We start from the raw sequence: 22,192 nt of genomic DNA on the forward strand, positions 1-22,192 counted from the left end.
AACTTTTCGGTTGTCGATTACCTAACCATACGCAGGATGGTATTGTTCCCGTCCTTGCTTCACAAGAAGGCACATGCATGTCACTGAGTCACACTGATCTCCCCTGGGAGATGCCCGAACCCGACGCCGGTGGCTGCAAGGCCACCCGTGAAATCCTCGATCGGATCGGCGACAAATGGAGCCTCTACATCATCGCTACGCTGGCCAGTGAGCCGCGGCGATTCAATGAACTGAAGCGGAAAATAGACGGCATCTCGCAACGCATGCTGACGCTGACGTTACGTGGGCTTGAACGCGACGGGCTGGTTACCCGCACGATGTATGCGACGATTCCGCCGCGTGTCGACTACGCACTTACCGAAATGGGGCGCACGCTGCTGGAGCCGGTAATGGCGTTGGTCAACTGGGCGAACAACAACCAGCCGGCCATTGCTGAAGCGCATCGACGCTTCGACGAAGAACCTGAACCGGATCGCTTCTCACCGCAGGGCGTCGTCTACCAGCGACGCTGACAAGCAGAGGTCATATAACGCATCGTTGGCGATAGGGCCGTGCGCAATCGTGGCAGCTTCAGTCGACGAAGCTGGTTTCGCTAGCGGAGGTGACGAACGGCCTAGGCGTATTTGCCGCCTGCCGAGTTGCGAATGATCCGGTGAACGTGGATTCATTTCGCCTTGCCGAACGCGTCCGCGATCTGCCGTGCGCGCTTGACCTCGTCGCTGTGCAGATAGATCGAGGTGGTCGAGACAGAAGCGTGCCTCAGGTTGTCGCGCACCGTGGTGAGTTCCGCGCCGCGACCGAGCGCGTGCGTGGCGTGCGTGTGGCGCATCCAGTGCGGACTCGCGCGGCGCAGCTTTTCCGCAAGCGGCGCATGATCGGCCTCGATGGCTTTGGCGGCCAGCAGGAAGAAGCGCCGCAGCACCCCCCACAAACGCACGCTGCTAATCGCGGCGTCGCTGTCGGCCTCGAGACTGCCGATGACCGGAGTCGCCGGATTCCAGCGCACGGGCACGACAGGCAAGTCGCGTTCGGCCAGATAATGCGCGAGCGCCTCCCACGCGAGCGGCGGCAAGGCGACGCGCGCAAGCTTCTTTCCCTTGCCCGTCACGCGCAGCCAGTGATCGCCGCGCGCATCCGTCTCGACGTGGCCGAGCGTGGCTCCAACCAGCTCGCTCGCGCGCAGACCGGTCGCATAGCCGAAATCCAGCAGGAAGCGCAGCCGCTGTGCCGCCGGCGCTGACCAGCCGTACGACCACTCGAGGCCGTCTGCGATCGTGCGCATCAGCGCCCATTCCCCTTCGCTGAATGCGTGCGAGGTGTCGAGCGCCTGCGCACCGCTCGCGCCGCGCACTTTCACACCGGAAAACGGATTGGCGAGCACGTAGCGCTGCTCGATGAGCCAGCGGAACAGTGCGCCGAGGATCGACAGCGCATGCGCGACCGAGCGCGCCGAGAGGCTGCCGTTGAACGGCCGCCAGTCCGGCGACGTGCGCGCCCGCACGGGGCCGACCCAGCGGCCGCGCGGGGACGGATGGCGCAGGAACGCGCGGTAGGCGATGGCGTCTTCGGTCGAGAGCGACGAGAGCGCGCGGCCACGCTCGACGATCGCCCAGAGGATCAGGCGTTCGGCTTCCTTCCGGTAGGTCCGCTGCGTGGCGGGCGACTCGTGCAGCGCAAGCCAGGTCTGGATGGCTTCATAGTCGTTCGATGCGTCCAGCGTGCAGGTCGCGCGCGGTGCACGGAAGGTGCCTTCGGAGCCGTCGACTTCGTGCGGCAGCTTCAGGGACTCCCATGGTGCGATGTCGCCGCGCTGGCTCGCCACGATGAGCGCGCGCGCCTTTTCCGTGAGTGCCGGCCAGACCGCAAAGAACGCCTCGATCGCGCGGGCGCTCGCCACACCGAGTCCCGGCACGGCTTTCCACCACTGGCGGCGGCGCGGGATACGCACGGTCAGGTCGGCGAGCGTGGTAATGCCGTGCGCGTACAGCACCCGCACGGCGCGCGGCGTGAACCATTGTGCGATGTCGTCGGCGATCTGGGGTTCGGGAGGGCGCGCGGTGCGCAGGCTGTCGATTGCCTGCGCGACTGCCTTGGCGTGCCGCTCGCGTTCTTCCACCGGATGTTCGAACAGCGCCACCAGATCGTCGCGATGCGCCGCGCGCGCGAGGGCAACGAGCCTGCGCCGGATGCGCCCGAGCACGCCACGCGCCGACTTCCCGTCGCCGAGCGCCGAGGGTAGATAGCGCTCGACAGCGGGCCGCACGGCGAGGCCTGCATACCACGCGCGCAGCATGGCGAGTTCGTCGGCGTCGGGGAATCCGGGGGGCTCGGCGGAAGCGGGTGCGGGAAGGGGGGTGTGACGCGTTTTCATATGCCGAAGTTTAACGTGAAAATGGGTGTCTTGTGATAAGAAGGATTATCTTTATAGTTGCAGAAGGCATGCATTTTCCGCTGAAGAACGAAAGATGCTCCCGCAGGAGTTGGCCCAGGCGCGTGGGCGCCGCCTGGCGGCCACCGAAAGCGAATGCCGGAAAGAGGTTCAATCCGCCTGACAATGGCACAGCCAGATATCACGATTTCTCGCGCCGCCTATACTCTGGCTGATCACCTACACATTTACTTCCCGCTAATATGAGGTTGTTAGCGAACGTCGATCAAGATCCGTTTCCGAGTCAAGGCTCGACCTCCGTCAAAAAAAGGAGATTCCAATGTCTGCAAACACGGCGATTGATGTTTCCGACGACCCGGCCGATGGCGGAAGACGCAGATGGATCAAGGCTGGCATAAGCGTGGCGACGCTCGTTGCCGGCATGCCGTTCACTGCGGGCGACATACAGGCGGCGGCGTTGTCCGAATCGCAGCGCAATGCGCTGACTCCCGATCAGATCATCGAAATGATGAAAGCCGGCAACGAACGGTTTCGCACCGGCAAGATGAAAAAGCAGGACTTTCTCGCGCAGAAGAGAGCGAGCGCCAGTGGCCAGTACCCGGCGGCAATCGTCCTCAGTTGTATCGACTCTCGCGCGCCAGCCGAGATCATTCTGGATATGGGAATCGGCGACACCTTCAATGCAAGGATTGCGGGAAACATCGCAAACCAGGACATACTCGGCAGTATGGAGTTTGCGTGTGCCGTTGCGGGTGCGAAAGTAATTCTGGTGATGGGTCATACCGCATGCGGGGCGATAAAAGGTGCAATCGACAACGTGCAATTGGGAAATTTGACGGGTTTGCTTCAGAAGATCCAGCCGGCGATCGACGCAACGCAATATTCCGGAGAGCGATCCAGTAAAAATGAAGAATTCGTCGATGCTGTCGCGCGATCGAACGTTCAGGGTGCGATAGCCGCTATCCGCAGTGGGAGTCAGATTCTGTCCGATCTGGAAAATAAGGGGAACGTGAAAATGGCGGGCTCGATGTATGACATTCGAAACGGCAAGCTAACGTTCCTGTGAGCATTCGAAGCCGGTTCGCAAGCGATTCGCGGCTATTGTGAGGTGCGTGTATTTTCTGATATCCCCGATATCAATAACGAAAGAGAACGACAATGTTACGCACCTCATTGAAGGTAATAAAGATAGGTGCATGGGTTGCGGTCCTGCTGGTGATACTCGCATTCGGTCTGCGCGCCTGGTATTCACAGCGCAGCCCGGATCTCGCTGTCTGGCACACGTACGTGCCGCGCGAAATGACGGTCGAGGAAATGGATGTGGGGGACTGGAACGCCTATATGAATGCGGAAGCGCGCATTTTCGAGGACGTTCGCGTCAACGTCGTCGAGAAATTGAAGCCGTCCGAGCGCATCCCGACGAACCGGTACTACGAAGGGGCGCCGATCTATCCGGGGCACTTCGCGCAAGACTGGAACCGTTCGTACATTCTCGAGCCGCAGGGTCCACCCGTTGGCGCCGTGGTGCTGTTGCATGGCATGACGGATTCGCCGTTCAGTTTGCGTCACATCGCGCGCCACTATCGCGATCGCGGCTTCGTCGCCATCGGCATCCGCTTGCCGGGGCACGGTACGGTGCCGGCCGGGCTGGCAAACGTCCACTGGCAGGACTGGGCTGCGGCCACCCGGCTCGCCATACGGGAAGCGCGCCGGCGTGTGGGCCCGGACAAGCCGCTCGAACTGGTGGGATTCTCCAACGGCGGGGCGCTGGCATTGCAATACGCGCTCGACGCGATCGAGAATCCCGCGCTGACGCGCCCGAGCCGACTGGTGCTGATTTCCCCGATGATAGGCGTCACGCGTTACGCGCGCTTTGCCGGCCTCGCCGGATTGCCGGCGATATTGCCGGCGTTCGCGCGCGCCGCATGGCTTGGCGTCATTCCGGAATTCAATCCGTTCAAATACAACTCGTTCCCGGTGAACGGCGCGCGTCAATCGTACCTGCTGACCGCCGCGATCCAGGAGCAAATGGCGAGGCTCGAGCGTGAGAACCGGCTCGACACGCTGCCGCCGGTCCTGACCTTCCAGTCCGTGACCGACTTCACGGTCAGCACGCCGGCGATCATGTCGTCGCTCTATGACAAGCTTCCTGAGAACGGCAGCGAAGTGGTGTTATTCGACGTGAACCGCAGCGTGCGTTTCAGGACGTTCCTGCGCGTCGCTTCCTACACGGCGATTTCACGGCTGCTGCGTACCGGTCCCCAGAACTATCGCACGACGGTGATTGGCAACGCCTCGCCGGACTCCGCGCATACCGTCGAGCGCAGCACCTACGCGGGTGAAGTGCAGACGAGAACCAAACCGCTGGATATCGATTATCCGCAGGAAATCTTCTCCTTATCGCACGTCGCGATACCGTTCCCGATCACGGACCCGCTGTACGGCATTGCACCGGACGATTCGGAAAATTTCAATGAGCACCTCGGCACGCTTGCGCCGCGCGGCGAGCGCGGCACCCTGATCCTGACGCTCGATTCGATGTTCCGCATCGCGTCGAATCCGTTCTTTCCTTACTTGCTGCAGCGTATCGATGAAGGCATGGGCGCAGTGCCGCCGCCGGTCGTCAAGTCTCCGCCGCGCACCCATGAAACCGCTGCCGGGCAGCCTGACGATTTCTCCGATGACCTGAATGCACTCGACCAGGTTGGGGCCGATGAGCCTTAGACCAGGCTGCTTCAAAGGCGCAATGGGCTCGCCAGCGAGTAGGTCCCGAACAGGAAGCCGCTTCGAAGGATTAGCCTGGCAGCCGCACGCATTGAGACGTGCTTGACGAACGTTGAACGTCCGTCAAGCGCCCTGGGAACCACCGTACGACATCGTATCAATCGCTTTGCCCATTCGAGGCGGGCGCGGGTGCCGCTCGCTGTGCCGCGGCTTCAGCTGCAACGCGTGCCTGGGCCGCATGCAGGTCGTCAGGATATTTGTTGTCGCGTCCAGTCGGTTTGTAGCCGGCTCGTACGAGCTGGGCCAACTCCTCGCGAACCTGCGCACGCGTGGGCGATCCATTCGAGGGTTGGGCGAAAGAAAGGGGCGGCACCAGCAGGGCGGCCGCAAGCGCGGCCAGTTTGAGTGTCCGGTTCATGGTCTGTGCCTCCAGCCAGGTGTCAGCGCTACGGACCCGGGGTGGGTCGATAGCTGGCACCGATAGCTTGACGCGGCAGACTTAAGAAATAGTTAACGTCGAACAGGCGACTTGTAATCTTCACATAAGCCGCCTTGCTTACAGAAGTCCGACAATTCGCTGCCTGCTACCGCGACGGTCCGGGCACGCTCCAAAGCCGAACCGTCGCAGCCACCCAACTTCTCATTGTGTTTGCATGGCCGGGGCAACCTCGCTGGACGTAACTGCGAAGCGGTGCTTTCTCATGGGCGCGAGAATGAACTTGGCCGACAGCCCCGCGATGATCGACACGACGGCTGAGCCGATCAGGACATGCTCCCACGATCCGCCGGCGGCCAAAAGCGAAGCAATCGGGACGAGCAACGACGCCGTGCCCTTGGCGGTATAGAGCGTGCCCGCATTCGACGCCGCGTATTTGCTACCGAACGTATCCGCGCAGATTGCCGGGAAGATCGAAAAGATTTCTCCCCAGCACAGGAAGATCAGCGGCGCGAAGATCAGGAATGCATAGGGATCGTGACCGAACGCATTCATGCCCAGCAACGCCAGCCCCTCGCCAACGAACACGATCAGCATGGTGTTTTCGCGGCCGATCTTGTCGGACAGGAGGCCGCAAATGGGGCGGGTCAGCCCGTTGAGCAGATTGTCGATCGATAGCGCCAGCGTCAGCAACGGCAGCGTCGCGCCAAAGAATTGTACGGGCAGCCTGGCAAAGCCAAATGACTTCGCGATCGGGCCGAGTTGGGCGGTCGCGATCAGACCGCCGGCGGCGACGAGCACGAACAACAGATAAATCATCCAGAAGAGGGGCGTTTTGACCATCTGGCGTGGCGTGTAGTCGACTTTGCTCGTCACGACGCGCGCGACGGGCTTGATGCCGGGGCCAGGACTCGGGCGGATCAACGCGATGCTCAGAATGAAGATGGCGATGCCCTGGAATACGCCGAACACGAAGAACGTTTGCCGATAGCCCGAGTCGTGAATCATGTTGGCAATCGGTATCACCGTCAGCGCGGCCCCGGCGCCGAAGCCCGCAGCGGTCAGGCCCGCGGCGAGGCCGCGACGGTCGGGGAACCATTTGAGTGCGTTGCCGACACAGGTGCCGTAGACGCAGCCGGCTCCCAGTCCGGCGATCACCGAAGCGGTGTAGAGCATGGGTAGAGTCGTGGCGAACGAATCGAGCACCCAGCTCAGCCCGACGAACGCCGCGCCGCACATGACGACGGGGCGGGGGCCGAAGCGGTCGACGAGCCAGCCTTCGATCGGCACGAGCCAGGTTTCGACCAGAATGAAGATGGAAAACGCTAGCTGGACCGCGGCGCCGGTCCAGAGATTTTGCGTTTTCATCGGGATCACAAAAAGTGTCCAGGCATACTGTAGGTTGGCGACGAGTGCCATACAGGCAATGCCGATGAAGAGTTGAGTCCACCGGTTTCTCAGGAAAGCATTGCCTGCCGGCGAGGCAGCGGATGACATGACGACTTCTCCCACGAATTGAAGTTCGGACTACGGCGCGAGGGGGGCCACGCCACGCGCGCGCCGTAGCGTGTTGCATGCAGTGCGGACGCCGGGCGGGCAGGGCAGCAGCGCAGACTGCCGCGCTACCCGGGCCCGGCCTGCGATATCACGACTTCTTCTCGTACACCCCAACCTTGTTGCTTTCGTTGAGATAGACGTAGACGCGATGGGTGGCCGTGTCGACCGTCAGCGTGTGAACTTTGGGCTCGGTACGGATGTGGTCGACGATCTGATTGGAGTCCAGATCGATCACCTCGAGATTGCCGGTCTTGTCGCCGATGAATGCGCGGCGCTTGTCGGTGTCGATCGCGGTCTGGTCGACCGCGCCGGCAACGGCGATGGTCGTGACCAGCTTGCCCGTTGCCGGGTCCACGACGAGCATCTTCTTGTCGCTGGTGCCGAAGATCAGGTGATTCGTTTTGCTGTCATAGACGCCGCCCTTGGCGTCCTTCTTCAAACCGAAGTCCCACACCGCTTCGATCTGGTGCGTGTTCGGATCGATCACGTCGATCTTGCCGCCAACCGGCTGATACAGGCGGTCGGTGGAAGCCACATACAGCGCAACGTCCGGGCCGTCCTTGTCGTCTTCGGGCTTCAGCTTGAACGTGGCGGTCAGCTTGTACGGCGACTTCGGCTCGAAAACGGCCTCGTTGTTGCTGTCGTCGTTCGCGAGCAGAATCGTGCCCGTTTTCGTGTCGACGTTGACACCGTCGGGAGTCTTGCCGCCGCTGTCGACGGCGGCGATGCGCTCGAACGAATGTTTGTCATAGACAATCAACTTGCCGGTCGTCGCGTCGGTGACATAGGCGTGGTCTGCGTCGAAATCGATGCCGTTGCCGGAATCGACGCCCGCAAGCGTTTTCTTCACCGCCATGCTGTTTGCGTCGATCACGACGACGTTGTGATCGGGCGACTGGGACAGCCAAACCGCGTGGGTGTCCTTGTCATAGGTGACCCAATCGCCGTGACCGCCCTTGGTCCCCGGCAAATCAATCGTCTTGACGAGTTGATACTGCGATGTTTGCGCGTGGGCCGCCAATGAGCACAGCCCCATTGCTGCCAGACAAACCGTCAATGCTTTGTGCGTGAGAAAAGCCATGTTGCCTCCATAGGAAATGTATGCGTTTGTGTGCCTGGTTCTATCGACTGGCCTGGATGCGAGGTCAGAACTTATGCGTGATGCCGAGGATCGTCACGACTTGCGAGCGTGTGCTCGAACTCGCCGCAAGATCGCCCACCGTGCCGCCCGCCGCGACGATTTGTGAGCCGTCTTCGCTGAACGTCGTGCCGCTGGCGTGGGAATAGGCCACGGCCGTATAGAAGCTCGTGCGCTTGCTCAACGCGTAGGTGGCGTTCACGCCGAAGTTGTTGTACGTCGCCGACGAGGCCCCGCTCGAGTGCGTGTACACATAGTTGAGCGCGGCGGCCAGTTCCGGACTGAACTGGTACTGAAGCGCCGCGCCGCCAACGTTGAAGGTCTGCGTGCGGTTGAACGCGCCATAGTCCGTGTATGGCTTGTACTGCGCGTTGCTGTACCGGATGTTGGCGGTGAGGTTGCCGATGACGTATTGGGCGGCGACCTGAAAGATCTGCCGGGAACCGAACATCGGCGTCGCCCCGTACAGCGGCGTCACCGAGTTGTTCTGAATGAGGTCCGCCGCGCCGTTGCCGTTCACGTCGTTCTTCATGAACAGATAGCCGGTGGCAAGCGTCAGGCCGCCGTTGTTGTACGCGGCGGCGGCGCCATACGCGTGACCGCCCGTCGTATTGCCGGCAATGCCGCCAACGCCGTACATCAACTCGTACTGGAAGCCGGCGTAAGTGGGGCTCGCGTACTTGATCGAGCTATTGATCCACGCCGAGTTGTCGTTGTTATCGGCGTCGCCTGGGGTGGTGAAAACCGGGCCCGCGAAGTTGTCGCCGGTGATCGGCTGGATCAGGTCGACCGTAGGGTCGAACTGGCGTCCCATCGTCACCGTGCCATAGGCATCGTCAGAAAGTCCCACCGTGGCCTGGTGGCCGAAAAGACGGCCGCCGGAAAGCGATCCATGCGTGATGTCGAACGAGCTTTCCAGGGTGAAGATCGCGTTCAGACCGCCGCCGAGTTCCTCCTTGCCCTTGAGCCCCCAATACGTCGCTGCGTTGTCGCCGTTTTGCATGGCCACGAGAGAATGGCCGCCGGTGTTGTTGTACCAGGCGACGGCTTCGTCGAGCGAACCGTATAGCGTGACGCTGCTCTGTGCATGCACGGCAGCGGATGAGAATGCGGTAAGTACTCCGACGCAAATAAAGCCTGACCTGAAATGTCTCACAACCTCTCCTTTCATTAATAATAATTTGTAGTGCGAAGTGCGTAATGAAGAATTCAGTGCTTAGGGCTGGTGCCCGGCGCCAGGGCGGCAGGCCTGCGGATCCACGCGAGTCACCCTGTCTGGCGCCGGGGATGGTGCGCTGCGGTGCGTGCTGTCCAGCGGGGATGCGAGGCGGGCATCGGCTGTCCCGGGTCGAACTTTGACGGCGTGCCCAGCTTTCGGATAATCGAATAATTTTATGTGCACGATAAAAGGTTCGTTATGTCTGAAAGCCGTTTAAATGATTGAAGGTTACGGCGCGACCGTCTTAACCTGACCGTTTCCTGACAAGGCCTGCATGCCTGAACGCTGGAAAGCGCCGTGGGAAAAGGCAGACGCCGGTTCGCACTGGCTGCGTCTGCTTGCGCACGGCACGAGCTTGCGCAAGAAGCGGATGAAGGAAAACGTAAAGAGAAGAGAGCGGTGTTCGCCGATCGATTAGACGCAAGGGGACGACGGTCAGGGAATTCACTGAGCGCCTGCTGTTGTTCAAACATTCGGCGAGCTAGCGCGTTAACCTTCCCTTAAGGTTGGCGGCGGTAGCCTCACCCACTTTATGTGCAGCACAGGAGTGAACAACGGGGAGCGCCATGCGCATACTGGTGGTGGGAGACGACGCCTCGATAGACGGTGGGTTGAAACGCGGGTTGCGCAAGGAGGGATTTGCCGTCGATTGGGCGAATGATGTCGAAACGGCCATGCTTGCACTTCGAACGACCTCTTATGGTCTGGTGCTGCTCGATATCGGGTCGTCCGGGAATCACGGACTGACGCTGCTCGCGAGATTGCGGCGGCGCAATGATGCGACGCCCGTGATTGTGATGACAGCGCGCAATGCCGGTCCGGACGCTGTCGCCGGCCTCGACGGAGGTGCCGACGACTACCTCGTCAAACCGTTTGCACTCGATGAACTGCTGGCGCGCATGCGCGCCCTGAGCCGCCATCGAACGGGGCGTGTGCAGTCGTCGCTGCAAGTGGGCGAGCTACGGCTCGATCCTGCGCAACACCGTGTGTGGTTGCGCGACAAGGAAGTATCGGTGACGACGCGAGAGTTCGCGCTGCTTCATGAATTGATGCGCGATCCGGCAATCGTCGTCACGCCGGCGCAGCTCGAAGAACGGATGTACGGATGGAACGAGGAAATCGAGAGCAACGCCATCCAGGTGCATATCCACAATCTGCGCCGCAAACTGGGGGGAGACGCCATCCTGAACGTGCGCGGCGTGGGTTATCGCATCGGGACACTCGCGTGAGGCAGGCGCGCGCGGTGGCCTGGAAAAACGGTTGCGCATGACGCAGCGACAATGCCATCCCGGTGGCTGGAGACCCATGTGAGGATGCTACTGGTCCATGACGACGATTCAATCGCGCTGCAGGTCGTGACGCAAATGCACCTCGCGGGATACGAGGTGGATTGGGCGAGCAGCGAATACGAAGCAGAACTGAGTTTGCGGTATCGATGCCACGACATCGTGCTGCTCGCTTTCGGCGAATCTGGCGTGGACGCGTTCGAGCTGTTGCGCCGTTATCGCAGGCTCGGTGGAAATGCCGCGGTCGTCGCACTGATTCCACGCGGTCTGCTGGCGAGTCCGATGGTCGTGCTGGACGGCGGGGCCGACGACTATCTGATCACGCCGTTCGATCTCGAAGATCTGAGGTCGAGGGTTCGCGTTTTGATGCGGCGGCCGCATCGCGTGCAAGGCCCGGTGGTGCTGGGAAATTTGACAGTGAACCAACTCGACGATCTGGTACTGCTCGACGACATGCCGGTGACCTTGAGGCCGAGCGAATACCGGTTGTTGACTGCACTGGTCAACGAGCCCATGCGAGTCTTCTCGCGTTCGGAGCTGGCGCTGCATCTCTTTGGACGCACGCGCGCGGCCTCGGGCAGCGCTGTCGATGTCGTCGTTCACGGCTTGCGGCGCAAGCTTGGCCCGGAGAAGATCGTGACGATACGAGGCGTGGGCTATCGGATGCGCCAGGCCGCGTGACGCAGGCACGGCTCACTTCTCACTAAGGCCGTAACCACCGCAGGCCAATCGGCACAGCGAGAACTTTCCTGTACAGCGCGATCAACGCGCGGGTCGTCGCCATGCCCGCAATGCGCCAGAACGGGCTGCCAACCATGCAGGCCAGCCAGGCGACGATTGCCGCGCCGATCATGTCGAATGGCCAGTGCACCCCGACAAAGATGCGAGCCCAGGCAACGGCGATATCGACGATCAAGGCAAGCAAGCCGATTCCCCGCTTCCCGCCGGACAGTAAGGTGAACGAGACTGCGGAAAGCAACGTCACATGATCGCTAGGAAACGAAGAATCGGGAGCATGGGCGAGAAACGTATGGCCCATTGCGCTAACGAAAGGGCGAGGGTGATACCACGCCAGACCGATCAGCTGGTTGATGCCGAGGGCCAGCAAGCCGGCAAAACAGGCGCGCACGGCCAACGCGCGGCGCTCGTCCGAGCCTGTCAGCCATAGTGCCACCAGCATGGCCGGGACCAGCAGGATCGCATAGTCCGCGATCAGCGTGCCCGCAGCAATGAGCCAATGCGGCGTTGCGGGTGTGGCGTTGAGTGCGAGAAAAATGCTTCGGTTCAATGTTTCGACTGCATCCATAGGGGCCCTCTGTTTTCATGCCCGTTCTTGCGTCACCGCTGGCAAGCGGTTCCGGTTGTCAGAGGCGATTCTACGCACCGGCCCCTTAACGAAACCTTAACAGGGGCGACCGGGATCCACGGTCGGGCCGGCGTGGACGGCATGACATGGCCAGTTTTGTCAGTATGTCGGCCGGTTTGATCAGTCTGTCCGGCGCCTGTTGGCGCTAGGATTGCCACGACGCGCCCTCGGGACTTCCTGAACGGGTCGGGACCAGGCGTAGAAACAGGCTGTGCCGGCGCCTGGCAGGCGGCAAACAGATAATTGAGGAATCCATATGAGCAGGGAAGTCGTGGTGGTAGGCGGTGTGCGGACCGCGATCGGCAAATTCGGCGGCAGCCTGAAAGACGTGCCGCCAACCGAACTCGGTTCAATCGTCGTGCGCGAACTGCTCGCGCGAAGCCACGTCGAGGCAAAGGACGTGGGGCATGTGGTGTTCGGCAACGTGATCGCCACCGAGCCGCGGGATTTTTACCTGTCTCGCGTCGCCGCGATCAACGCCGGCATTCCCGAATCGACGCCTGCGTTCAACGTCAACCGGCTGTGCGGTTCGGGCCTGCAGGCGATCGTTTCCGCCGCCCAGACCATTCTGCTCGGCGATGCTGAGGTGGCGATCGGCGCCGGCGCCGAGAACATGAGCCGCGCGCCGTACATCTCGACCGAGGCGCGCTTCGGCGCACGGATGGGCGACGCGCGCCTTATCGACATGATGCTGGGCGCGCTCAATGATCCTTTCCACGCCGTGCCGATGGGCGTGACGGCCGAAAATGTCGCGGGCCGCTACGGCATCACGCGCGAGCGTCAGGACAACCTCGCGCTCGAGTCGCATCGCCGCGCGGCGCAAGCGATCGCCGAGGGCCGCTTCGCCAGCCAGATCGTGCCGGTCAAGCGCACGGTGAAAGGGCGCGAGATCGTCTTCGACACCGACGAACATTTGCGCCACGATGCAACGATCGACGACTTCGCGAAGCTCAAGCCCGTATTCGCGAAGGAAAACGGTACGGTCACGGCGGGCAACGCTTCCGGCATCAACGACGCAGGCGCGGCCGTCCTGCTGATGTCGCGCGCAGCGGCCGAGGCGCGCGGCCTCGTGCCGATGGCGAAACTCGTGGCGTACGCACACGCGGGCGTCGATCCGCTTTACATGGGCATCGGCCCGGTGCCGGCTACGCGTCTTGCGTTGCAGCGCGCGGGACTGTCCGTCGCGGACCTCGACGTGATCGAGTCGAACGAGGCGTTTGCCGCCCAGGCATGCGCGGTCACGCAGGAGCTGGGTCTCGACCCTGAAAAGGTGAACCCCAATGGTTCGGGTATTTCGCTCGGCCATCCGATTGGCGCGACCGGCGCACTGATCGCCGTGAAGGCGCTGCACGAACTCAAGCGCATTGGTGGCCGTTACGCGCTCGTCACGATGTGCATTGGCGGCGGGCAGGGGATCGCCGCCATTTTCGAAAACGTCCAGTAAGTTGAGTGCGCCTTCGGGCGCGCCATATAAAGCCATGCAAATCGAAACATTGGGAATCGTCGGCGCCGGGACGATGGGTTCCGGCATCGCGCAGGTCGCCGCGCTCGCTGGCCTCCGCGTGATCGTGGTCGACGTCAGTGATGCCGCGCTCGACAAAGGTCTCGCCGCGCTGAAGGGAAGCCTCGATCGGCTCATTGCGAAAGACAAGCTTGACGCGGCGGCGAGCGAGGCCGCGCTCGCGCGCATCGAGACATCCACGGATTATCAGCGGCTCGGTGCTGCGGGGCTGATTATCGAAGCCGCCACCGAAAACCTCGATCTGAAGCTGCGCATCCTGAAGCAGATTGAAGCGGTCGCGCGTCCCGACGCCATTCTCGCTTCCAATACGTCTTCAATCTCGATCACCACGCTTGGCGCCGCGCTTGCCGACCCGTCGCGCCTCGTCGGCATGCACTTCTTCAATCCGGTGCCGTTGATGCCGCTCGTCGAAATCATCCGGGGCCTCGAAACCCGTAGCGCCGCAGCGGAGGCGGTCCACGAGCTGACGTTGCGGCTCGGCAAGACGCCGATCAGCGTACGCAATTCGCCGGGCTTCGTGGTGAACCGCATTCTCGTGCCGATGATCAACGAGGCTTTCTTCCTGCTCGCCGAAGGCGTCGCGCCAGCCGAGGATATCGATACCGGCATGCGCCTCGGAGCGAATCAGCCGATTGGGCCGCTGGCGCTTGCCGATCTCGTTGGACTCGATGTGGTGCTTTCGGTCATGGACGTTTTTTACAATGACTTCGGCGATTCGAAATACCGCGCGTGCCCGCTGCTTCGTGAACTGGTGGCCGCAGGACGTCTGGGCCGGAAGACTGGGCGCGGGGTCTACAGTTACAGCTAGAAAGATTGTGGCGGAGGTTCCGCGGGCGGTCAGCCCGCGGGCGTCGAAGGTCATTGTTGAGCTGTGATGCACCGAGTTTTGATGTTTGCGAACATTATAAAAATGCGATAATTTGCATTATGTAAAATGACATTCACACGGAAAATTGGCCCACAGGCAACGTCGGCCAAACTTCCGGCGCCATGCTCCTCGCGATCCGACTCCCTCAGCGCCCCTCATCCATTTGCTGCCCGACGACACCTGCCTTCACACGCCAGCGGTCGCTTTCCAGAACGGTCTGTGCGTCGATGCGCCTGAACAGATCCAGAAGCGACGCAACGAGCCCGGTCCAACCCGTCTGGTGACTTGCACCGAGCCCCGCACCGTTGTCGCCGTGGAAATACTCGTAGAACAGGATCAGGTCACGCCAATGCGGGTCGTCCTGGAACATGCCTGTCCCGCCATAAACCGGGCGTCGACCATCCACGCCGCGAAGAAACGTACCCGTCAGACGGCGGACGATCTCCTGCGCCACCTCGAACAGCGTCATCATCTGCCCGGATCCCGTCGGGCATTGAACCTTGAACTCGTCGCCGAAAAAGCCGTATAGATTCGTCAGCGCCCTGACGATCAGGAGATTCACGGGCATCCAGACCGGCCCCCTCCAGTTCGAGTTGCCGCCGAACATGCCGGTATTCGATTCCGCCGGCAGATACTGCACCTTGTATTCCTGTCCGCCCACGTTGAGTGTGTACGGGTGGTCGAGATGGTAGCGAGACAGCGACCGGATGCCGTACGGCCCGAGGAATTCGTTCTCGTCGAGCAGATATCCGAGCACGCGCTCCAGTTTCCGCGTATTCAGGATCGACAGGAGTCTGCGGTCTCTATGGCCGATGAAGCCAGCATCGGTCGGGGCCACATGGGCAAGCAACTCGGGGTAACGACTTCGAAACTGGGCGATCAGCTCCATGAGTCTCGGACAGCGCGAGACTGAATCGGCCTCGAAAACCGTCGACGCGCACAGCGGCAGCAAGCCGACCATCGACCTGACTCTCAGGCGCATCGTCTGGCCGTCAGGCAGACGCAACAGGTCATAGAAGAATCCGTCCTGTTCGTCCCACATGTCGTCCGGCTGGTCTCCAAGACGGTTCATTGCGTAGGCAATCCACATGAAATGCTGGACGAACTTGAACGCAATCTCTTCGTACATGGGGTCGTGCTCGGCCAGGAGCATGGCCATCTCCAGCATGCTCTGGCAATAAAACGCCATCCACGCAGTGCCATCCGCCTGCTCGAGCGCCCCCCCCGTAGGAAGCTGGGCGCTGCGATCGAACACGCCAATGTTGTCGAGCCCAAGAAAGCCTCCGGCGAAGACGCTTCGACCCGAAGGATCCTTACGGTTGACCCACCAGTTGAAATTGAGCATCAAGCCCTGGAACGAGCGCTCGAGAAAGCGCGGATCGGCGCGTCCCAACGCTTTCTCATACTTGTAGAGCCAGAGCGTGGCGGCGGCATGCACGGGGGGATTCACGTCACTGAAGTTCCACTCGTAGGCCGGGATCTGCCCGCTTGGGTGAAGATACAGGATGCGCAGCATCAACAGCAGCTGCTCCTTGGCAAAATCGAAATCGACGGGGGCCAGCGCGATCGTATGAAACGCCAGGTCCCACGCTGCGAACCACGGGTATTCCCATTTGTCCGGCATGGAGATCACGTCGGCGTTCAGCATATGGAACCACTCAGTATTGCGCACCGCGTGCTGGCTGGCTTCGAGCAATGGATGGCTCTGGTGCTCGCGCAACCACCGCTCGAGATCGAAGTAGTAATACTGCTTGCTCCACAACATGCCTGCCAACGCCTGACGGTGTACGCGTCGCTCATCGTCGGTCAGTACCGTTGGCGCAATACGTTCGTAGAACGCGTCCGCTTCGGTCATGCGATCGTCGAAAGTCCTCTCGAAGTCATTGAAGGCGTTGTCCAGCTTGACAGCGCTCAGGCGCAGCCTGATGGTCGCGGCGCCGCCCGCGGGGACCTCGCATGCGTAATGCGCCGCAGCTTTGGTTCCCGCCCTCGCCGGATTCACGGCGTCGCGTTGCCCGTCAATGACATACGCGTGGAACGCGTCCTTCACATAGGGCGACGCGTTGGGTTGGTTCCACAGACGCCGTGCGTTGCTTTCATTTTCCGTGAAGAGCAGTTCCGTTTCCCCGTCGCAATAGAGCCAGTACTCGCCCAGTTCCCGATGTGTCGCGCGAATCACGCCTGAATCCGCTTCGCATAGCGAAGGCCTGTAATCGTCGTAGCCCCACGACCAGGTATTGCGAAACCACAGCGTCGGCAGGACGCGAAGCCGCGCCCCTTCCCTTGCCCGGTTGTGCACGGTGACGCGTATGAAGATGTCTTCTGGGGCCGCCTTCGCGTATTCGACGAACACGTCGAAATACCGGTCTTCATCGAATACGCCCGTATCGAGCAGTTCGTACTCGAGTTCACCGCGCGAACGCTTTCCGTTTGTCTCGACCAGATCCCGGTATGGATATTCCCGCTGCGGATATTTGTACAGATACTTCATGTACGAGTGCGTGGGCGTGCTGTCGACATAGAAGTAGTACTCCTTCACGTCCTCGCCATGATTGCCTTCGCTATTGGTCAGACCGAAGAGGCGCTCCTTCAGGATTGGGTCGTGTTCGTTCCAGACTGCAAGCGCGAAACACAACCTTTGCTTGTCGTCGCAGAGACCGCCGATCCCGTCTTCTCCCCATCGGTAGGTACGCGAACGCGATTGATCATGGGTGAAATAACGCCAGGCGTCGCCGTCGCCGCTATAGTCCTCGCGGACCGTCCCCCACTGACGCTCACTGAGATACGGCCCCCACTTCTTCCACGGCAGCTGCGCGGTACGCGACTCGTTCAGACGCCTTTCCTCTGCTGCGTCGACGTTTGCAGGGCACATGCCTCGCCTCCCGATCCGCGAGATAGTCGTGAACTACCGTAGTGATGGGCCTTCGCTCGCCTTTGTGGCGCGCACGAGGCCCCCGCGAGGATCACTGCGGCACCTGCGCGACGGGTTCCGGCGTAGCGGGCTGCGCCGGCGGCGGTCCGCTCGCCGGCTGCGGCACGCTCATCTCCTCCGCCTGAACGACCCACCCGCCGCCCATCGCCATGTAGAGGCTGACGAGGTTCGTCAGCGTCGCGGCCCGGGTCTGCGTTTGCTGCAGCTCCGCGCTGAACAGATTGCGCTCGGCATCCAGCACCTCCAGGTAGCTCGTGTAGCCGCCCTCGTAACGCAGCCGCGCGAGCCGCAGATACTTGCGCAGCGAGCCGACCTGCTGGGTCTGGATCTCGAACTGCTCGCGTGACTTTTGCACGGCGAGCAGCGCGTCGTCGACCTGCTGGAACGCCACCCGAATCGCATTTTCGTAGGCGAACAACGCCTCCTGCTGGCGCGCCTCGGCCTGCTTGTTCTGACCGTAGATGTTGCCGCCCGTGAAGATCGGCATCACGGCCGAACCGGCAAACGACCACACGCGCGCAGGTCCGGTGAAGAGATTGGAGAACTGCGTGCTCACCGAGCCGAACAGTCCCGTGAGCGAGATCTGCGGGAAATACAGCGCGCGCGCCGCGCCAATCAGCGCATTTTCCGCGATCAGGTTCTGCTCTGCCTGCAGCAGGTCGGGCCGGCGTTCGAGCAGTTCCGACGGCATGCCCTCAGGCACGGCCGGCGTCGAGAGATCCACCAGCGCGCGGCCGCGCAGGATCGGCTCCGGATTGCTGCCAAGCAGGACCGAGAGCGCGTCCTCCTGCTGCCCGATCTGCTGCTCGAGTTGCGGGATGGTCGCTTTCGTCGCCGCATAGTCCGACTGGCTTTGGGCAAGCTCCATATCGGAAGTCTGTCCGAACTGCTGGCGCAGTGTGAACACGTGCACGGAATCGGCGCGGCTCGCGGTCGTGCTCTGTGCGATCTCGAGTTGCATGTCGAGGCTGCGCAGCGTGATATAGGACGTCGCGACCGACGCGACGAGAGTCAGAATCGTCGCGCGGTGGCTCTGTTCGGCCGCGTTCACGTTGGCGCGTGCCGCCTCGGTTTCGCGCCGTACCTGACCAAACAGGTCGATGTTCCAGAAGGCCGAGATGCTCGGCTGGAATTCGTTGAAGACCGGCGAGACGCCGGCCGGTATCGGTGTCGGTCCATCCTGCGATGCGCGCTCGCGCGCCGCGCTGAAACCGACGCTCGCCTGCGGGAACAGCGCCGAACGCGTGCTCACGAACTGGCCCATGAACTCGTCGACACGCGCGGCCGCCTGCTTCACGTTGAGGTTGTTCTCGAGCGCGGTCTTCACCAGGTCGTTCAGCACCGGGTCGTCGAACTGCTCCCACCACGTGGTGTTGGCGACGTCGGCCACTTCCGGGTACGCAAACCGGTACGTCGCCGGCACGGCCACTTTCGGCCGCTCGTAGTTGGGGCCGAGCAGACAGCCGTTCAACAAGCCGATGAGGAGGACCGGCGCGGCGACGCGCACGAAGGCAGCGGCGCGCATGTCAGTCGTCCTCATGCCGCGCGGACGGCGTGACGGTCGGCGAGCCGGAGCCGCCGGATGCCGGCGGCGGCGTTCCGCTGCCAGCCACGGGTGTGTCCTTGCCGCCGCCCTTGCGCGAACCAAGCGACTCGATCCCCCAGTAGAACATCGGAATGAAGAACACGGCGATCGCGGTCGCCCCCAGCATCCCGCCGATCACGCCGGTGCCGATCGAATGGCGGCTGTTTTGCGAGGCGCCGAGCGCAATCGCGAGCGGCACACAGCCGAGGATGAACGCAAGCGACGTCATCACGATCGGCCGCAAGCGCTCTTCCGCCGCGGTCAGCGCAGCGTCGTACGGCGTCTTGCCCTCCTCCCGGTTGAGCACCGCGAACTCGAAGATCAGGATCGCGTTCTTCGCGGCGAGCGCGATCAGCATGGTCAGCCCGATCTGGAAGTACACGTCGTTGTTCAGGCCGCGTAGCAGGATCGCGAGCAGCGCGCCGAAAAGCGCGAATGGCACCGCCATGAGCACGCCGACCGGCAGCGACCATTTCTCGTATTGCGCGGCGAGGATCAGGAACACCATGATGATCCCGAACACGAACACGAGCCCCCCGGCCGAACCCGACTTGATTTCCTCGAACGCCTCGCCGCTCCACCCGACGGCGTAGCCCGGCGGCATCTGCGCGGCGAGTTCCTTCAAGGTGCCGATCACCTGGCCCGAGCTGTAGCCCGGCGCTGCGTTCGCCGTAATCTTGACCGCCGGGAAGTTGTTGAAGCGTGTGATCAGATCGGGTCCCGTGACGTACTTGTAGGTCATCACCGCCTTGATCGGCACCATGTTGTTCGAGCGGCTGCGCACGTAGATCTGGTCGAGGTCGGCGGGCGTGAGCCGGTAGCGCGGATCGGCCTGAACGATCACCTGCCAGAGCCGCGCGTCCTTGTTGAACTGCGACACGTAAAGCGAGCCGAACATCGTTTGCATCGCGCTGTACACCTCTTCGACCGGCACGCCGAGCGTCTCCGCCTGGTCGCGGTCGACGTTCACGAGCAACTGCTGCGAGCTCGCGTTGAACGTCGTGGTCACGCCGGTGAGCTCGGGGCGCGCCCTCGCCTTCGCAATGAAGTCCTGCACGACGCCCGCGAGCTGCTGAATCGAGCCGTCTCCGTGACTTTCGATCCACATCTCGCTGCCGCCCGTCGTACCGAGACCCGGAATGGACGGCGGATTCACCGGTATGACGAGGCCCTCCTGAATTTTCGAGAGCGTTTCGTAAGCCTTGATCAGCACGGCGCGCGCGTTTTGCTCCCTGATGTTCGAGAACTTGTACCGCTCATCGAAGCTCCTCAGGCCGACGAAGAACGTGCCCGCGTTGTTCTTGTTCTCGCTGTCGAGCAGGCTGTAGCCGTTCACGATCGTGATGCTGCTGACCGCCGCCTGCTTCATGAAATAGTCGGTGACCTTGTCGCCCACGCCCGCGGTCCGGTCGAGGCTCGCCGCGTCCGGCATGATGATCGCGCCAAGCAGATAGCCCTGGTCCTCGGGCGGCAGGAAAGCGCCTGGGATCGACTTCCCCATCATGACGGCAAGCACGATCACGGCACCGAAAACAAGGAGGCCCAGCACGTAGCGCCGGATCATGAACCGCACGGCGCGCCCGTAGCCGGCCGTCATGCGCTCGAACTGATGGTCGAACCACCGGAAGAAGCCCTTTTTCTCATGGTGCGTGGGCTTGAGCAGGATGGCGGCAAGCGCCGGAGACAGCGTGAGCGCCACGATGCCCGAGAACACCACCGAGATCGCAATCGTGATCGCGAACTGCTTGTACAGTTGTCCGGTGATGCCGCCAAGGAACGCAACCGGCACGAACACGGCGCACATGACGAGCACGATGGCGATGACCGGGCCCGACACCTCGTCCATCGCCCGCTTGGCCGCGTCTTTCGGACCGAGCTTGAAGACGGTCATGTTGCGCTCGACGTTCTCGATCACGACGATCGCGTCGTCCACGACGATGCCGATGGCGAGCACCATCCCGAACAACGTCAGCATGTTGATCGAGAAGCCCAGCGCCGCCATCCCCATGGCCGTGCCGACGATCGACACCGGGACGGCCAGCACCGGAATGAGCGTCGCGCGCAGGCTCTGCAGAAACACGTACACGACGATCACCACCAGCACGAGCGCTTCGAAGAAGGTGTGGACCACGTCGGCGATCGACGCACGCGTGAACTCCGTCGTGTCCATCGCGACCTGGTAGTCGAGCCCTTCGGGAAACGAAGTCTTGAGCTCCGCGAGCGTCTCGCGCACCTGCTTCGAGACGTCGAGCGCATTCGCGCCCGGCTGCTGGTAGACCGCGATGATCGTCGCCGGCTTGCCCTGATAGGTGGTGCGGTTCGAATAGCTCTTCTGACCCAGCTCGGCCCGGCCGATGTCTTTCAGCCGGACGATCGCGGCGCCGGTGCTCGCTGCGCGGATGATGATGTTGTCGAACTCGGCGGGCGTCGCGAGCCGCCCGGTGGTCGTCACCGCGAACGACTGCTCGACCGGGTTGCCGGTTGGCGCCTGGCCGACGGTGCCGACCGCGAATTGCTGGTTCTGGCCACGTACGGCGTTTTGCACGTCGCCGGCGGTAATGCCGAGCTGCGCCATGCGATCGGGCTTCAACCAGATCCGCATCGCATAATCTGGAGTGCCAAAGATCGAAGACTGGTTCGCACCCGGAATCCGCTTGATCGTGTCGAGCACGTAGACGTTCGCGTAGTTCGCGATATAGGTCGGATCGAAGCGCTCGTCCGGCGAGTAGATCGCGATCACCATCATGAAGGCGTTCGACTTTTTCTGGACCTGGACGCCCTGCGACTGCACCTGCTGCGGCAGCTGCGGCAGCGCAAGGTTCACGCGGTTCTGCACGTCGACCTGGGCAAGTTCCGGATTGGTGCCGATGCCGAAGAACACGTTGAGCGTGTAGTTGCCGGTCGACGAGCCGGACGAATACATGTAGATCATGTTGTCCGAACCGTTGACCTGTTGCTCGATCGGCGCGGCCACATTGTTCGCCACGACGTCGGCGCTGGCTCCCGGGTAGGTCGCGGAGACCGTGATCTGCGGCGGTGTGACGTCCGGATACTGCGCGATGGGCAGCGCGAGCATCGTCAACGCGCCGCCGAGCGTGATCACGATCGAGATGACGGACGCGAAGATGGGCCGGTCGATGCAGAAGTGCGAGATGTTCATCGAGTCGCCC

Annotated in this window: 16 protein-coding genes; 7 read left to right on the forward strand and 9 right to left on the reverse strand. The window is 62.1% G+C overall.

Annotation, left to right across the window (positions count from 1 at the left end):
• Positions 1-77: 77 nt before the first annotated feature.
• The gene (locus tag A3CW_RS0111290; protein WP_028203666.1) at positions 78-512 is read left to right on the forward strand and encodes a winged helix-turn-helix transcriptional regulator; all 435 of its coding nucleotides are present in this window, start codon (positions 78-80) and stop codon (positions 510-512) included.
• Between the two features lie 152 nt (positions 513-664).
• On the opposite strand, the gene A3CW_RS0111295 is transcribed toward A3CW_RS0111290, so the two are convergent.
• Positions 665-2,371, reverse strand: a complete 1,707-nt coding sequence (locus A3CW_RS0111295) for a site-specific integrase (RefSeq protein ID WP_028203667.1) — start codon at positions 2,369-2,371, stop codon at positions 665-667.
• A 337-nt stretch (positions 2,372-2,708) separates the two neighbouring features.
• Between A3CW_RS0111295 and A3CW_RS0111300 the strand changes: the two genes are divergently transcribed.
• Together A3CW_RS0111300 and A3CW_RS0111305 are read left to right on the forward strand one after the other, a co-directional pair.
• Complete coding sequence (locus tag A3CW_RS0111300) at positions 2,709-3,455, forward strand: carbonic anhydrase family protein (RefSeq protein ID WP_028203668.1); 747 nt, start codon at positions 2,709-2,711, stop codon at positions 3,453-3,455.
• Positions 3,456-3,547: 92 nt separating this feature from the next.
• Positions 3,548-5,113 carry an alpha/beta hydrolase gene (locus A3CW_RS0111305; protein ID WP_028203669.1) on the forward strand — a complete coding sequence of 522 codons (1,566 nt, stop codon included), beginning with the start codon at positions 3,548-3,550 and terminating at the stop codon, positions 5,111-5,113.
• A 157-nt stretch (positions 5,114-5,270) separates the two neighbouring features.
• Here the strand turns inward: A3CW_RS0111305 and A3CW_RS50855 are convergent, their stop codons facing one another.
• The 4 genes from A3CW_RS50855 to A3CW_RS0111320 all read right to left on the reverse strand — a co-directional run bounded on the left by A3CW_RS50855 (position 5,271) and on the right by A3CW_RS0111320 (position 9,415).
• A complete protein-coding gene (locus A3CW_RS50855) occupies positions 5,271-5,531 on the reverse strand; it encodes a DUF4148 domain-containing protein (protein ID WP_081771606.1) in 261 nt (86 codons plus the stop codon).
• Positions 5,532-5,753: 222 nt separating this feature from the next.
• Positions 5,754-7,046, reverse strand: a complete 1,293-nt coding sequence (gene oxlT, locus A3CW_RS45955; RefSeq protein ID WP_035512774.1) for an oxalate/formate MFS antiporter — start codon at positions 7,044-7,046, stop codon at positions 5,754-5,756.
• Positions 7,047-7,194: 148 nt separating this feature from the next.
• Positions 7,195-8,187 carry a YncE family protein gene (locus tag A3CW_RS0111315; protein ID WP_028203670.1) on the reverse strand — a complete coding sequence of 331 codons (993 nt, stop codon included), beginning with the start codon at positions 8,185-8,187 and terminating at the stop codon, positions 7,195-7,197.
• Between the two features lie 64 nt (positions 8,188-8,251).
• A complete protein-coding gene (locus tag A3CW_RS0111320; protein WP_063750823.1) occupies positions 8,252-9,415 on the reverse strand; it encodes a porin in 1,164 nt (387 codons plus the stop codon).
• 614 nt (positions 9,416-10,029) lie between these two features.
• Here A3CW_RS0111320 and A3CW_RS0111325 point away from each other — a divergent pair.
• Together A3CW_RS0111325 and A3CW_RS0111330 are read left to right on the forward strand one after the other, a co-directional pair.
• Positions 10,030-10,692, forward strand: coding sequence for a response regulator (locus A3CW_RS0111325; protein ID WP_028203672.1), 663 nt, complete (start codon positions 10,030-10,032; stop codon positions 10,690-10,692).
• A gap of 84 nt (positions 10,693-10,776) precedes the next feature.
• Positions 10,777-11,430, forward strand: coding sequence for a response regulator transcription factor (locus A3CW_RS0111330; RefSeq protein WP_051481388.1), 654 nt, complete (start codon positions 10,777-10,779; stop codon positions 11,428-11,430).
• A 22-nt stretch (positions 11,431-11,452) separates the two neighbouring features.
• Here A3CW_RS0111330 and A3CW_RS0111335 read toward each other — a convergent pair whose 3' ends face one another.
• Complete coding sequence (locus tag A3CW_RS0111335; protein ID WP_028203674.1) at positions 11,453-12,055, reverse strand: phosphatase PAP2 family protein; 603 nt, start codon at positions 12,053-12,055, stop codon at positions 11,453-11,455.
• Between the two features lie 316 nt (positions 12,056-12,371).
• On the opposite strand from A3CW_RS0111335, the gene bktB reads away from it, so the two are divergent.
• Both bktB and A3CW_RS0111345 read left to right on the forward strand, forming a co-directional pair.
• Entirely contained in the window at positions 12,372-13,559 is a 1,188-nt protein-coding gene (gene bktB / locus A3CW_RS0111340) for a beta-ketothiolase BktB (protein ID WP_028203675.1), read from the forward strand.
• Positions 13,560-13,593: 34 nt separating this feature from the next.
• Positions 13,594-14,445: a 3-hydroxybutyryl-CoA dehydrogenase gene (locus A3CW_RS0111345; protein WP_028203676.1), complete on the forward strand. Its 852-nt coding sequence runs from the start codon at positions 13,594-13,596 to the stop codon at positions 14,443-14,445.
• 205 nt (positions 14,446-14,650) lie between these two features.
• Here the strand turns inward: A3CW_RS0111345 and A3CW_RS0111350 are convergent, their stop codons facing one another.
• The 3 genes from A3CW_RS0111350 to A3CW_RS0111360 form a co-directional block, all read right to left on the reverse strand.
• The gene (locus tag A3CW_RS0111350) at positions 14,651-17,377 is read right to left on the reverse strand and encodes an MGH1-like glycoside hydrolase domain-containing protein (protein WP_028203677.1); all 2,727 of its coding nucleotides are present in this window, start codon (positions 17,375-17,377) and stop codon (positions 14,651-14,653) included.
• Between the two features lie 91 nt (positions 17,378-17,468).
• The gene (locus A3CW_RS45960) at positions 17,469-18,962 is read right to left on the reverse strand and encodes an efflux transporter outer membrane subunit (protein ID WP_035512776.1); all 1,494 of its coding nucleotides are present in this window, start codon (positions 18,960-18,962) and stop codon (positions 17,469-17,471) included.
• 1 nt (position 18,963) lies between these two features.
• Entirely contained in the window at positions 18,964-22,182 is a 3,219-nt protein-coding gene (locus A3CW_RS0111360) for an efflux RND transporter permease subunit (RefSeq protein WP_028203678.1), read from the reverse strand.
• Between the last annotated feature and the right edge of the window lie 10 nt (positions 22,183-22,192).

The organism is Paraburkholderia nodosa DSM 21604 (assembly GCF_000519185.1).
Classification (GTDB): Bacteria; Pseudomonadota; Gammaproteobacteria; order Burkholderiales; family Burkholderiaceae; genus Paraburkholderia; species Paraburkholderia nodosa.